Source organism: Bordetella muralis (assembly GCF_054781015.1).
The window spans coordinates 650,817-663,815 of the sequence record NZ_BAAGVF010000008.1 but is presented as its reverse complement, the minus strand read 5'-3'; the positions used below and the strand labels follow the sequence as shown (position 1 = coordinate 663,815).

Here is a 12,999-nt window from a genome sequence, read left to right as displayed (position 1 = left end):
GCTGAGGCTACTGACTTAACAACATCGATATTTCAGGATTGCACCACATTGGCGAATTTACAAGAATCCGTACCCCATACCAGGCGAGCCTATATTGCCGATACCTTGGCACTGATCCTGTTCTTTACCACGACAGGGATTATCAACGAGCGCTTCATCGCAGGAATGACATGGGAGCAAGTGCTGCATGCGCGACTGTTGGGCGGCGCGCTGATGATCCCGGTCGGCAGGCCCTACGGGATATGGCGGGATTGGATAATGCGCCATGCCAAGGAAACTCGGCTGTCCCGTCTTTTATGGGACAGCTTGGCTCTCATGAGCTTTCAGGTTCCGATTTACGCCGCGATCATTGCGTTTAGTGGGGCTTCTGGGAGCGGATTGCTGCGTGGGGTTCTGGGGGCCGCCGTCATGATGCTTTTTTTAGGGCGCCCCTATGGAGCATTCCTCAATTGGGTAAGAAGTCTTTTCGGGCTGCCTCCTGGCGGGGACAAGCCGATGTCTTTGAATGGATAAAAAAGGTATACGGCCAAGCGGCGAGTCAAAGTGTGGTGAAAAAACGGCTTCTTACCGGCCTCATTGACGGTCATTGCTGCTTGCTCCTCGCACTGGATGAGCTTTACAGTTTTTTGTGTACTTTTTCTCAATGGAAGCGCTCGCCGCGATCAAGCTGGGCAAGGATTTGCGCCAATCTTCTGGCGCGCGTCTCGGCGCGTTTGGCCGTGTGAAGCCGATAGTAGATCGAATAGAGATTCCTCCGATCTAGTGTCTGGAAAAAGGCCCTAGCCACCGGCATTGCTTCCAGAGCATCCAGGAAGTCTTGCGGGATGGTCATGGTGGCGGAGCCTTCGTAGGCGCTGTCCCATTGGCCGCCAGCCTTTGCCGCTTCGACATGGGCGAGGCCTGCGGGCGTCATTCGTCCCTCTGCGATGAGCCGAGTCGCATGTTCGCGATTTTTGGCTGACCAGTTTGACTTCTGCTTTCGAGGCGTTAGGCGTTGTAGAAACGAAGCCTCATCTAGCGGCAGCTTTTTTCCATCGATCCAGCCAAAGCGAATGGCCTCGATCACGCAATCCGCCCACGTGACTGACTGCTGGCCGGACCCTTTCTTGAAGATCCGTATCCACACCTCGCTGCAGTGCTGATGATGGCTCATCAACCACTCGCTCAATTCTGCAGCGTTGCGGAAGGCGATCGGTTCCTGTTTGCTCTGGGACATGCCGTGAGATTAACAGAACTGAGAGCACGTCGGAAACGAACTGACCGAAGCCCGCGCATTTGCAAGATGGCGAGCTGTATGTGCCTAACGTTCAACGTAAGGAGCCTCCGTTAGACCACCTCCCGATGGCGTTCGATGCACACGTCGAGCACCTGCCCACCGGGCCGTTGCCACCAGTCCATTTCGGAAAAAATTTCGACTTCGCTGTATCCCGCGTACCCCGCTGCCTCCACCCATCCACGTATCTTGCGCAGCTCGATGACGCCGTCGCCCATCATGGCGCGGTCCGACAGCAGGTGACGCGTGGGCAGTCGCCAGTCGCAGACATGGTAGGCCATGAGCCGCCGTTTGCCGGCGCGTGCGATCTGGCTTTGCAGCGCCGGATCCCACCAGACATGATAGACATCCAGGGCGACGCCCAGCATGGCGGGGGTCGTGTGATCGTCAGTCGGATCAAGCTCGTCGCACAGGTCCAGTGCATGGGCCAGCGTATTGATGCAGGCGCGGTCGGCCGCCTGCATAGGGTGCAGTGGCTCGATCGCCAGCGGCATGCCGATTTCTCGCGCATACGCGAGCGATGCGGCGATACCGTCGCGCACTTCGCCTCGTGCTCGGGCGATGTCCTTGTAATGCGGCGAGCCCTCCAAAGCGCCGGGCAGTGCACCCACCACAAGCACCAGGCAAGGTGCATCCAGCGCCTTGGCCTCGTCCATGGCATGCCGGTTGTCATCCAACGCTGCCTGTCGCGATTGAGCCGTCGAACCGGTGAAAAAACCACCCCTGCAGTAACCCGATAAGGCAATGCCGGTGTCCCGTAATTGGGCGCGGATTTGGGGTAGGCCTACTGCAGCGACTTGATCCCGCCATGGGCTGATCGCGCGTATGCCGCGTGCGGCGCATTGCTCAATGATCCGTGGCAGGGGCGTCTCTACACCCTTTTGTTTGCGGACTGTCGCCGTGTTGATGGAGAGCCATGAATGGTCGTTCGAGAAGTCGCGCATGTCGTTACTCGATGCCGTGCAGTGCAAGCAACGTGCGCATGCGGCGCACCGCCAGTTCCGGTTGTTCCAACAGCCCCGCTTGATCGGCGAGCCGGAATAGCTCGGCCAGGTGCAGTACCGATCGCGCGCCCTGTTGAGCGCCGACCATCGTGAAGTGATCCTGATACCCGTTGAGCCAGGCCATGAACACGATCCCGGTTTTGTAAAAGCGAGTGGGCGCCTGGAAGATGTGCCGCGATAGTGGGACTGTCGGCGCCATCAGTGCGTGAAAGCGTTCGGTATTGCCTTGCGCCAGCTCACCGAGCGCGGCGCTAGCCACCGGGGCGATGGCGTCGAATATGCCCAGCAGCGCGTCGCTGTGGCCGTGGCGTGGATGATCGCCATCGCCGTCGCCTGCAATGAGCTGGGCATAATTGAAGTCGTCGCCCGTGTACATACGCACGCCTTTACCGTCGTTGCCGCCGTGAGTGGGCAGTCGTCTGCGCATGGCGATCTCTCGCTGCGCGTCAAGTAGTGAAATCTTGATGCCGTCAACCTTGCTGGCATGTGCGGAGATTATCTCCAGCGCGGTCTGGGTGGCCTGATCCAGATTTTCCGTGCCCCAGTAACCTGCCAACGCGGGGTCGAACATGTCGCCCAGCCAGTGCAGGATGACCGGTTCGCGGGCTTGTTCGAGCAGGCGTCCATAAACGCGAATGTAGTCATCGGGCGAGCGGGCCACCCGGGCCAATGCACGGCTTGCCATGAGAATGATTCGGCCACCCAGTTTTTCGATCGCGGCCATCTGTTCTTCATAGGCACGAATGACGTCGTCCACACTGGTCGCGTCCTCGGGAGGCAGGTGGTCAGTGCCGCAACCGCTGGCCACCAGCGCGCCCGGCACGTCGCGCGCCGCGTCTAGCGATCGGCGAATCAGTTCCAGCGAGGTCGGCCAGTCTAACCCCATGCCGCGCTGCGCGGTGTCCATGGCTTCGGCTACACCCAATCCCAGCGACCAGAGATGCTGACGATAGGCGATGGTTGCGTCCCAGTCGACAACGGTATGCACCCAGGGATCACGTGCCGCGAGCGGGTCGGCTACGACATGGGCGGCCGAGTAGGCGATGCGGTCGAAAGAGACCTTGGACGGGCGTGCAGGCACGATTCCGCGCAAGGTATAGGGCGCAAGCGGCGCGTCCTTCGAGACGGGAAGGGATAGTGTCAATGCCATGTGAACTCCTGAAGAGGCGGCCTGTGGCGGTTAGATCGAAAGCGGTTCGAGATCGATCCAGCGCCGGTCGCGCCAGCTTTGCAATGCGGCTTCTACCAATTGCACTCCCTTGGCTCCTTCGGGCAATGTCCAGGTGTAAGGCGTGTCTTCGACGACGTGGCGGATGAAGTGTTCCCACTGAACCTTGAACCCGTTGTCGTAGACTGACGAGTCCGGAATCTCCTGCCACTGATCAAAGAAGTTCATTGTTTGTTTGACATCCGGATTCCAGACCGGGCGCGGCGTGGCGACATGCGATTGGGCGCGGCAATCAGACAGGCCCGCGACAGCGGATCCGTGTGTGCCGTCGACGTGGAAAGTCACCAGGTCATCGCGGCGCACTCGCGTAGCCCAGCTCATGTTCAACTGCGCGATTACCGGCTCGCCGCCATGGCCGCGCAATTGTGCTGTCGCATACGCGGCGTCGTCCGCTGTGCAGGCGTAGGGCTTGCCTGCCTCGTCCCAGCGTTGCGGAATATGCGTGGTGCCCAGGCATGAGATAGACTGAACTTCGCCGAACAGGTTATCCAGGACGTATCGCCAGTGGCACATCATGTCCAGGATCATGCCGCCGCCGTCTTCGGCGCGATAGTTCCAGCTCGGCCGTTGAATGGGCTGCAGGTCGCCCTCGAATACCCAGTAGCCGAACTCCAGGCGTACCGACAGCATGCGGCCGAAGAATCCGGCACGACGCAGCATATCGAGCTTGCGCAGGCCCGGCAGGAACAACTTGTCCTGCACCGCGCCGTGCTTGATGCCGTAATCCTGGCCAGCCTGCTGCGCCAGTCGCGCGATCTCTACAGCCTCGTTCAGGTTCGTGGCGATGGGCTTTTCGCAGTAGACGTGCTTGCCTGCCTGGATGGCGCGGGCGAGCAGCGCAGGACGCATCTGCGTCGTGCCCGCATCAAAGAAAACGGCGTCTTGCGAGTTGGCTAGCGCTGCATCCAGGTCGGTGCCCCATCGTTCTATGCCGTGCGCGCGAGCCAGGGCTTCGATTTTCTCGGCGTTTCGGCCGATCAGGATAGGGTCGGGCATGACCTTATCGCCATTGGATAGTGTCACGCCGCCTTGGGCGCGGATAGCGACGATGGAGCGGATCAGATGCTGGTTCATCCCCATGCGTCCGGTGACGCCGTGCATGATGATTCCAAGCCGTTGCGTGGGCATGATGGTTTTCCTTCGAGTCGTAGAGATGGGCGTGTGGCCCGTTTACTGCGCCGAGATGCCGGCCGCCTGGACGATGTCGGCGTTGGTGCCGATTTCCTTTTCGATGTACTGATCGAACTGCTCGGGCGACAGCGTCCACGCCTGGGCGCCGAGCTCCAGAAAACGAGCCTTGACGGCATCCGATTCGAGCGCCTTGGTCGCTGCGGTGTGCAATTGATTGATGATGGGACGCGGTGTTTTGGCGGGCGCCAGCATGCCGATCCAGAAATTGAATTGGGCCCCAGGTACGCCAGCCTCGACAACAGTGGGCACATCGGGCAGCACCGCTGCGCGTTCGGCGGAGCCGACAGCCAGCGGCTGCAGGCGTCCCTCCTTGATCTGGCCGATGACCGGAGCGATGGGCGAGAAGTAGTAATCGACGCGTCCAGCCAGCACTTCGCTCACAGCTTCGGATGATCCCTTGAACGGGATGTTCACGGCATCGATGTTGGCGGCGTCTTTGAATTTTTCGGCATTCAGATGCGTGGCGCTGCCTTGACCGGCGGAGGCGAAATTCAGCTTGCCGGGATTCGCGCGAGCGGCTGCTAGCAGGTTCGCTACGGTCTTGTAGCCTTTCTCAGGAGACACGACGAGCACGTTGGGTAGCGAGGCGAGCGGCGTGATGCCCGCAAAATCAGTCTTCGTATCGAAGGGCAGCTTTGCAAAGGTCGAAGGGCTGACCGTGTGCGAAGAAGAGTGAAGCAATAGTGTGTAGCCATCTGGCGCAGCGGTCGCTACGGCCTGCTGACCAATCGTCCCGCTTGCTCCGCCACGGTTCTCGATCACAAAAGGTTGGCCCAGGTTTTCACTCATTTTGTCGCTGATGACGCGGGCGATGATGTCGACGGTGCTGCCAGCGGCGAACGGCACGATGACGCGGATCGGTCGGGATGGGTAGTCGGCGGCCATGGCAGGCAGGGCCACGCAACCCAGCAGCGAAGCAAAGATGAAGCGCAGCGAATGACGGCGCAAAGGCATGACCTGTCTCCTCTTTTTCTGCTTTAGGTGTCGCAGCAGCGTCAGGTGCCGATGCAACTTAAATCACCAGTTGGTGAATTAAGAAAATAATAGAGGCCCCAGTCCGTTCTTGTCAACGGGGCGATTGCTAGTTCCTGAGTACGTAGCCGAGGACGACGTCGCAGATGTGAGAGAGCCTTTCCTGGTGCGCCTTGGGCGTCATCAGATCGCGTCCGAATACGGCTGACAGCGTGTAGTGATTCGACAAATAAAAGTAGGCCATGCCGGCGATCGAGACGTAGAGCTGCATCGCGTCGATACCGCCTCGAAATAGTTTCTCGCGCCGGCCGCGTTCCAGGATCTCCCCCAGCGTCTCTATGAGGGGGGAGTTCATCTCGCTGATTCTTGCGGAGCGTGCGAGGTGTTGGCCCTCGTGCAGGTTCTCGCTGTTGAGCAGCGTGAGAAACTCGGGATGCTCGATGTAGTAGTTCCAGGTGAATTCGGTGAGGCGCCGGATGGCCTGGGCTGGCGGCATGTCATGCAGACGCAGCGCCTGTTCCGCTTGGCGGATGCGCGCATACGTGTTTTCCAGGACCGCGAGGAACAGGGCGTCCTTGCTCTGGAAGTAATAGTAAATCAGGCGCTTGTTGACACCGGCCCGTTCCGCAATGCGATCCATGCGCGCCCCAGCCAGGCCGTAGCTGGAGAACTCGGCAACCGCAGCATCCAGAATGACCTGTTGCGAGCGGTCGGCATCGCGAGAGCGGATTTCGGCAGAGGCTGGATCTGGCATTGTTAACTAAATGGGGAATTATGGAAAATAGAAAAGGCTTTCCATAGTATCCGAGATCTAGAGATCATTCGTCGCTGGAAGGCCGATCAGGGCTTTGCGCAGGTCACGTCATATTTGCTGGTTACGCCTTCCTCGACGACGCAGGGTGGATGTCCTTACGGCAGCCCGCCAGTCGGCTAAGCTACATGCGCAGCAATCAATAGCATCATAGGACGCTCTAGTTCCTCAGCGAGCCCAGGGTTCTGCTCGATCTGATCTACAGTCGGCGCGAATTCTTCAACCTGATCGATCTGAAATCCATTCCGGATGAGCGTATTCAGCGTCGTTCCAAGTGTCCGGTGATATTTCAGGACGCCATCAGCGAACCAATTGGTGCGACGTTCTCCTTCAATCGCATAACCATTCACCGGCCATGTCTTGCGACCTTGACCATCCTCGATCCAGCCCGGCTGCGACGCAGCCATGAAGATCGGGTGTTCAATGGTGAATACCAACGCACCGCCTGGCACCAGGGCCTGATGCATTGTACCGACGAGACGATCAAAGTCCTCGACATAATGAAAGGTGAGGGCGCTGTAGATCAGGTCGAAACCGCGAGCCTGCAGTTCGAGTGTATTGAGGTCGGCAATACGATATTCGATCGCGCCATCGCGTGTATCCACGCGGGCGCGATTGATCATATTCTGCGATAGGTCGTATCCGATTACCGAAGCAGCCCCGTTCTCGCGCATCCATCGAGACGCCCATCCAAACCCGCAACCGAGATCAACGACGCGCTTGCCCTGCAACGGTGGCAGCATCGCTTTGATAGCGCTCCATTCGGGTGCACCCTCCAGCCCGTGGACCTGTCTGGGGAGCTGGCTGTATTTATCGAAGAACTGCGGGTCGTCGTATATGTTCTGTGCCATGTTTGCTTCCTTTGAAAGATTGGACGAGGCGTTAACGACACCGATCGGTGAGTAGCATGTCTCGGTCAATAGGCATTCATTTTATGGACACGCTCATCCCGCTCCATCGACAAACAGAGCAACCACCATATCGAATTCCTTTCGTAGATCAAGCCTGGGCTCTGTGAGCCAGCGCATCAGGGCGCCGAGATACAAGTAGTGGAAGTAAGTCCCTAGCTGCTCTGCCGAGCGCTCTGCACGCAGCTCTCCTCGTTCCTGCGCTGTGGCGATCAACATCTGCCAGACCGGCAATAGGCCTGTGTCTTTCTGCGCCGCCGCGCTCGGATCGAAAGTCGCGAACTTGTGCCGGATGTAGGGCAGCAAGTAATCCGTGTGCTGCTCGCACCACTGCGCAGATCCGTGCAGCAAGTCCAAGACGCTACTGCGGAAGCCGGCTTGGCCGTCAATGTGGAAGTTCTGCTGTGCCAGATCAGTTGCCAATTCATCCTCCAGCACACGTTCCAGTAGCGTCTCCTTTACAGCAAAATACTTGTACAAAGTACGTTTGGATACGGCTGCCTGGCCGGCGATCTGTTCCATGGTTACATGCGCGTAACCATGCGATCGGAACAGTCGCTCAGCAACACGCTGGATATGCGCGGGGATCTCTGCGCGGCGGTCGGGGCGTATGAGCTTGCGTGGCATGCTTGATGGTGTTGTGGCGAGTGAAAAATGATATGCTAAAAGTATACGTCGTTTACTTTAGCGTTGAAAGTCCATGAAAATAGTCGTCCTGACATATGGCACCGACGGGGATACGCGCCCATTGATTGCGTTGAGCCACGCACTGATCCAAGCCGGGCATGAGGTTTCCTTGCTGGGAGAGGCGCGATCATTGGGATTGGCGCAGCGGCTTGCAGTGCCGGCCGTGCCTCTGGCCGGGGATATTCGAACGCTGTTTACGCGGTGGAGTCAGTCGGGCGCACGAGGCACAGCCAAGGCGTTGGTAGGGCTGACGAATGCGAACGCCGCAGCGTGGATGGCACAGACGTTCGAGGCCGCGCAGGGCTGCGATGCAATCGTGGTGTCAGGACTGGCTGGCTTTGTTGGGCTCTCCGTCGCGGAACGTCTGGCAGTGCCTGCCCTTGGCGCCGGGATGATCCCGCTGACGCCGTCGAGTGAATTTCCATCCCCTTTCTTGCCGTCCGCGTGGGTTCCCAATCGATTGAACCGGGCAAGCCTCGTCCTGACCAATCAGTTGCTGTGGTTGGGCCTCAGGAAAGCACTCAACCGTGCCAGAGCCGATGTGCTTGGGTTGCCGCCCAGGGCAAAGCTTTGGACGGAACATCCGATGCTGTACGGCATTTCACCCACGCTATTGCCACAGCCTGAAGACTGGCCGGACAACGCCGCCATGTGCGGCCAATGGGTGCCGTCACTTAGCACCGACTTTGTCCCGCCGGCCGAGCTGACGCAGTTTCTCGCTGCCGGTCCCGCGCCGATCTATGTAGGCTTTGGCAGCATGACTGGCATCGACCTGCCACGCATGCTTGAAGCTGTCATCAAAGCATTGAACGGTCGCCGTGCGGTGGTTTGGCCGGGGTGGAGCGACATCGGATCGATGCCTCTTCCGAACAATGTTCTGCGCATTGATGCCATGCCGCATGACTGGCTGTTCCCCAAAATGGCAGCTGTGATTCACCATGGCGGTTCGGGGACATCGCATTCGGCTGCGAGGGCAGGAAAGCCATCCATTGTGATCCCGTTTGCGGGGGATCAGTCTTTTTGGTCGGATCGGCTGTATAGGCTGGCGGTGGCGGCGCCTGCGGTGTCTCCTGGTCGGTTGGATACTTTAGTTCTGCGCGATGCTATTTCGTTTGTAGAACAGCCTGCTGTCATCGAACGTGCGGAAGCTGTAGGGCGGGCTATGGCTGGCGAGGATGGACTGGCTGTGGGAGTGAGAATGATTGAGAGACTTCTTGTTTCCGGTGCGGGGTTGAATCCATGCCCCATCAAGGACTAAGCTGACCCTTTGCTATCGAGAGCGGCGCCCGTGGATTCCTGAGGCAGCAATACCGAAACCGCCCGCCGCAAGGAGAGCACTATGCGGCATGCGGTAGATCTGTCCGGGCGCGTGGCTATTGTCACCGGCGCCAACTCAGGGATCGGGCGTGGCATCGCCCTGGAATTGGCGGCAGCGGGAGCACGCGTAGTCGTCAACCACCGTCCCAACGAAGACTCCGAGCGACGGGGTGTCGAGGTCGTGCAGGAAATTGCCCGCGCGGGGGGCCAGGCCGTCCCCGCTGCGGCCGACATCAGCCGCGAAGAAGACGTCGAGCATCTGTTCCAGGTCGCTGTGGATCATTACCAAGGCATCGACATCCTGGTCAACAACGCCGGCATCGAACAGCCGGCAGCCATTCAGGACATGACGCTGGCGCAATGGCAGAAAGTCATCGACATCAACCTGACCGGCCAATTCTTGTGTGCCCGCGCCGCGGCCAGGGCCTTTCTGAATCGCGAATCCTCGCCGTCGAGCAACGCAGCTGTCGGCAAGATCATTTTCATCAGCTCGGTCCACGAGGTCATTCCCTGGGCATTCCAGGCCAACTATGCAGCGTCCAAAGGAGGCGTGTCACTGTTGATGCAATCGTTGGCGCAAGAGCTCGCTCCGATGAAGATTCGCGTCAATTCTGTAGCGCCCGGAGCGATACGCACGCCCATCAACGCGCCCGCCTGGAACACACCGGAAAGCCTGGCATCGCTGCTCAAACTGATTCCGTACGGGCGTATAGGCGAACCGGAGGACGTGGCGCGTGCCGTCGCCTGGTTGGCCAGCGACGATTCCGACTACGTCACCGGTTCCACGCTGTTCGTCGATGGCGGTATGACGTTGTATCCTGCGTTTCGCGGTGCGGGGTGATCCTATGTCAAAGCCCATTGAGGACTATGGCCTGATCGGCAACATGCTGTCCGCCGCGTTGGTGGCGCGCGATGGCTCCATCGATTGGCTCTGCTTGCCGCATTTCGATTCGCCGGCGTGCTTTGCCGCCTTGCTGGGTGATGAGAACCATGGCCGCTGGCTGGTGGCGCCCAGCCAATCGGGATGTACCGCCACGCGTCGCTATCTGCCTGATACCGCCGTGCTGGAAACCCGCCATGAGACGCCCTCCGGTGTCGTGCACGTGTACGACTTCATGCCGTTGAGCGATGAAGAAGAACGGGTGGATGTGGTGCGCATTGTGCAAGGCGAGTCGGGCCAGGTCGACATGAACATGGAATTGACGCTGCGCTTTAACTATGGGCAGGCGGTTCCGTGGGTGCGACGGCGCGATTACGGCTTGAGCGCCATCGCCGGGCCCGATGCTGTCGAGCTGCACACGCCCGTGCCACTGGAAGGCCGCGACATGAAAAGCGTGGCTTGCTTCACGGTTCGGGAAGGCGAGACCGTGCCTTTTACCCTGTCGTACCATCGTTCGCACAAGACCCCGCATTTTGTGCCTGATCGCATGGAAAGTATGGACCGCACCATTGCGTGGTGGCACGAATGGGCCAAGCGATGCCATTGGGACAACGGTCCAGGCGCGCGGCGTGACGCGGTGGTGCGATCGCTGATCACGCTGAAGCTGCTGACTTTTCAGCCGACCGGCGGCATCGTGGCGGCACCCACGACTTCGTTGCCCGAACAGCTGGGCGGCAGCCGCAACTGGGATTACCGACACTGCTGGCTGCGCGATTCGGCGCTGACGCTGTATGCCTTGCTGAACGCCGGTTATCGGGAGGAGGCCGAGGCCTGGCGGCAATGGTTGCTGCGTGCGGCCGCCGGCCATCCCAACCAACTGCAGATCATGTATGGCATCGCGGGAGAGCGCTGGTTGCCCGAGCACGATATCCCCTGGCTGCCGGGCTATGAGGGCAGTGCGCCCGTGCGCCTGGGCAATGGCGCGGCAGGTCAGATGCAGTTGGATGTGTATGGTGAACTGATCGAGACCCTGCATGCCGCGCGAGTGGCCGACCTGGCGCCTCTGGCCGAGGCCTGGCGTATGCAGAAGGTCTTGCTCAAGCCGCTCGAAGATCTATGGCGACAGCCGGATCATGGCATCTGGGAAGTACGCGGGCCACCGCGGGCATTCACGCATTCGCGGCTGATGTGCTGGGTGGCATTGGATCGCACCGTGAAGTCTTGTGAACGCTTCGGCCTGGAAGGCCCGGTGGACCGCTGGCGTGCATTGGCCGCAGAGATCCGCGAGGACATATGCACGCATGGCTACGACGCGGGACGCAATACCTTCGTGCAGTATTACGGCGGCACGGCGCTGGACGCCAGCTTGCTGTTGATTCCGCAGGTTGGCTTTCTACCGGCAGACGACCCACGCGTGGCGGGCACCGTGCAGGCGATCGAGCGCGAGTTGCTGCGCGACGGACTGCTGCTGCGCTATTCGACCGAGCATAGCGACGATGGCCTGCCAGGCGACGAAGGCGTGTTCCTGGTATGCAGCTTCTGGCTGGCCGACGCCTACATCATGCAGGGGCGGCTGGATGACGCGCATCGCTTGTTTGATCGTCTGTTGTCGTTGCGCAATGATCTGGGACTTTTGGCCGAAGAGTATGACGTGGTGCGCAAGCGCCTGGTTGGCAATTTCCCGCAGGGTTTTTCGCATATCGGTTTGGTCAATACAGCCTATAACCTGAGTGCTGCGGGCGGCCCGGCGCGCCAGCGTTCATCGCGCGACGCGCCGCAGGAATGAGGGTGCATACGTTTTGGTGCTGACTATCCTGTCGCTAGATTGCCGGTTGATTTGAAAACGTTGGCAGCAGATCTTTACGGCGCGTTCTCGGCCGAAAGCGTGGCGCGCCACACGCTGGCCAACCATGGTTGTTGGTCCCTGGGCAAACCGGCGGGACGGTAGTAGTGCGTGATTTCAGTGAAGCCGGCGTTTTCCATATAGCGGCGCCACCTGTCGATATCGTGATATGCGCCGTAGCGGCCGCGATTCCAGCCTTCCTCATTGGCGCCGCGGGGATTAGAAGCAAACAGGACGCCGCCCGTTTTCAGCGCGGCACGTAGATCGGCGAGCACGCGCGGTAGCTCCTGGCTGGGCACATGAAACAGCGATGCATTGGCGTAGATGCCGTCGAAGGAGGCAGTCGGCAGATTGAGCGCTAGAAAGTCTTGATGCCATACTTCGCAGCCTGAAGCCTCGCGCGCCATCTCTGCGAACCGGCTTGCGCCTTCCAGCCCGATGGCATGATGGCCGCGCGCCGCGAAGACGCGGAGGTCCCGTCCCGGGCCACAACCGAAATCCAGGATGCGATACGGTGGCGGTCCCTGGATATTGTCCAGCAGTGCGGCGATGTTTTGGCTGACGTCATGATCGAGCGTACCGGCGCGGAATTCTTCGGCGCGATCTTCGTAATGGCGCAGCGTCTGTTGTGAGATTAGGTTCAGGTCTTCGGCGCTCAGGGGCATGCGGGGGCCTCGCGGTAGAAAGGGAGCCTGAGGCAATTGTTGCACGACTGGCTAGGCGGGACCGGATGCCAAGCTGCTATACCCGCCTGATGTAACGTGAAAAAAAGCATCGTTTTCTTTACAAACACACCGATATTCACGCGGCCACAGTAGTTATTTTCCGTTTTGGGGTTAGTCCTTATATAAAAAATCCGCCAAAAATTTCAGAATTGTGAAAATC

The 12,999-nt window shown here is 59.6% G+C and carries 13 protein-coding genes; 4 read left to right on the top strand and 9 right to left on the bottom strand.

The window, feature by feature from the left end; genetic code table 11:
• Positions 1-48 precede the first annotated feature (48 nt).
• Positions 49-513 carry an L-alanine exporter AlaE gene (gene alaE, locus ACYVIT_RS20810; protein ID WP_415804379.1) on the top strand — a complete coding sequence of 155 codons (465 nt, stop codon included), beginning with the start codon at positions 49-51 and terminating at the stop codon, positions 511-513.
• A gap of 127 nt (positions 514-640) precedes the next feature.
• Here the strand turns inward: alaE and ACYVIT_RS20805 are convergent, their stop codons facing one another.
• The 8 genes from ACYVIT_RS20805 to ACYVIT_RS20770 form a co-directional block, all read right to left on the bottom strand.
• The gene (locus ACYVIT_RS20805) at positions 641-1,216 is read right to left on the bottom strand and encodes a YdeI/OmpD-associated family protein (protein ID WP_415804378.1); all 576 of its coding nucleotides are present in this window, start codon (positions 1,214-1,216) and stop codon (positions 641-643) included.
• Positions 1,217-1,326: 110 nt separating this feature from the next.
• A complete protein-coding gene (locus ACYVIT_RS20800; protein WP_415804377.1) occupies positions 1,327-2,217 on the bottom strand; it encodes a sugar phosphate isomerase/epimerase family protein in 891 nt (296 codons plus the stop codon).
• Between the two features lie 4 nt (positions 2,218-2,221).
• The gene (locus ACYVIT_RS20795; protein WP_415804376.1) at positions 2,222-3,427 is read right to left on the bottom strand and encodes a dihydrodipicolinate synthase family protein; all 1,206 of its coding nucleotides are present in this window, start codon (positions 3,425-3,427) and stop codon (positions 2,222-2,224) included.
• Between the two features lie 30 nt (positions 3,428-3,457).
• A complete protein-coding gene (locus ACYVIT_RS20790) occupies positions 3,458-4,633 on the bottom strand; it encodes a Gfo/Idh/MocA family protein (RefSeq protein ID WP_415804375.1) in 1,176 nt (391 codons plus the stop codon).
• Positions 4,634-4,675: 42 nt separating this feature from the next.
• Positions 4,676-5,650, bottom strand: coding sequence for a tripartite tricarboxylate transporter substrate binding protein (locus ACYVIT_RS20785; RefSeq protein ID WP_415804374.1), 975 nt, complete (start codon positions 5,648-5,650; stop codon positions 4,676-4,678).
• A gap of 127 nt (positions 5,651-5,777) precedes the next feature.
• Entirely contained in the window at positions 5,778-6,422 is a 645-nt protein-coding gene (locus ACYVIT_RS20780) for a TetR family transcriptional regulator (RefSeq protein WP_415804373.1), read from the bottom strand.
• A gap of 176 nt (positions 6,423-6,598) precedes the next feature.
• Positions 6,599-7,330 (bottom strand): class I SAM-dependent methyltransferase, encoded by a 732-nt coding sequence (locus tag ACYVIT_RS20775; RefSeq protein WP_415804372.1) that lies wholly within the window; start codon positions 7,328-7,330, stop codon positions 6,599-6,601.
• A 93-nt stretch (positions 7,331-7,423) separates the two neighbouring features.
• Positions 7,424-8,014, bottom strand: a complete 591-nt coding sequence (locus ACYVIT_RS20770) for a TetR/AcrR family transcriptional regulator (RefSeq protein WP_415804371.1) — start codon at positions 8,012-8,014, stop codon at positions 7,424-7,426.
• Positions 8,015-8,087: 73 nt separating this feature from the next.
• Between ACYVIT_RS20770 and ACYVIT_RS20765 the strand changes: the two genes are divergently transcribed.
• The 3 genes from ACYVIT_RS20765 (at position 8,088) to ACYVIT_RS20755 (ending at position 12,057) form a co-directional block, all read left to right on the top strand.
• Positions 8,088-9,332 (top strand): glycosyltransferase, encoded by a 1,245-nt coding sequence (locus tag ACYVIT_RS20765; RefSeq protein WP_415804370.1) that lies wholly within the window; start codon positions 8,088-8,090, stop codon positions 9,330-9,332.
• A gap of 81 nt (positions 9,333-9,413) precedes the next feature.
• Entirely contained in the window at positions 9,414-10,232 is an 819-nt protein-coding gene (locus tag ACYVIT_RS20760) for a glucose 1-dehydrogenase (RefSeq protein ID WP_415804369.1), read from the top strand.
• 4 nt (positions 10,233-10,236) lie between these two features.
• Entirely contained in the window at positions 10,237-12,057 is a 1,821-nt protein-coding gene (locus ACYVIT_RS20755) for a glycoside hydrolase family 15 protein (RefSeq protein ID WP_415804368.1), read from the top strand.
• A gap of 74 nt (positions 12,058-12,131) precedes the next feature.
• Here ACYVIT_RS20755 and ACYVIT_RS20750 read toward each other — a convergent pair whose 3' ends face one another.
• The gene (locus tag ACYVIT_RS20750) at positions 12,132-12,779 is read right to left on the bottom strand and encodes a class I SAM-dependent DNA methyltransferase (protein WP_415804367.1); all 648 of its coding nucleotides are present in this window, start codon (positions 12,777-12,779) and stop codon (positions 12,132-12,134) included.
• Between the last annotated feature and the right edge of the window lie 220 nt (positions 12,780-12,999).

Bases quoted from the DNA above. Each gene is read 5' to 3' on its own strand.
- ACYVIT_RS20750 (WP_415804367.1), bottom strand. From the start codon at position 12,779: ATGCCCCTGAGCGCCGAAGACCTGAACCTAATCTCACAACAGACGCTG.
- ACYVIT_RS20800 (WP_415804377.1), bottom strand. From the start codon at position 2,217: ATGCGCGACTTCTCGAACGACCATTCATGGCTCTCCATCAACACGGCG.
- ACYVIT_RS20805 (WP_415804378.1), bottom strand. From the start codon at position 1,216: ATGTCCCAGAGCAAACAGGAACCGATCGCCTTCCGCAACGCTGCAGAA.
- ACYVIT_RS20775 (WP_415804372.1), bottom strand. From the start codon at position 7,330: ATGGCACAGAACATATACGACGACCCGCAGTTCTTCGATAAATACAGC.
- ACYVIT_RS20790 (WP_415804375.1), bottom strand. From the start codon at position 4,633: ATGCCCACGCAACGGCTTGGAATCATCATGCACGGCGTCACCGGACGC.
- ACYVIT_RS20755 (WP_415804368.1), top strand. From the start codon at position 10,237: ATGTCAAAGCCCATTGAGGACTATGGCCTGATCGGCAACATGCTGTCC.
- ACYVIT_RS20770 (WP_415804371.1), bottom strand. From the start codon at position 8,014: ATGCCACGCAAGCTCATACGCCCCGACCGCCGCGCAGAGATCCCCGCG.
- ACYVIT_RS20785 (WP_415804374.1), bottom strand. From the start codon at position 5,650: ATGCCTTTGCGCCGTCATTCGCTGCGCTTCATCTTTGCTTCGCTGCTG.
- ACYVIT_RS20765 (WP_415804370.1), top strand. From the start codon at position 8,088: ATGAAAATAGTCGTCCTGACATATGGCACCGACGGGGATACGCGCCCA.
- ACYVIT_RS20780 (WP_415804373.1), bottom strand. From the start codon at position 6,422: ATGCCAGATCCAGCCTCTGCCGAAATCCGCTCTCGCGATGCCGACCGC.
- ACYVIT_RS20795 (WP_415804376.1), bottom strand. From the start codon at position 3,427: ATGGCATTGACACTATCCCTTCCCGTCTCGAAGGACGCGCCGCTTGCG.
- ACYVIT_RS20760 (WP_415804369.1), top strand. From the start codon at position 9,414: ATGCGGCATGCGGTAGATCTGTCCGGGCGCGTGGCTATTGTCACCGGC.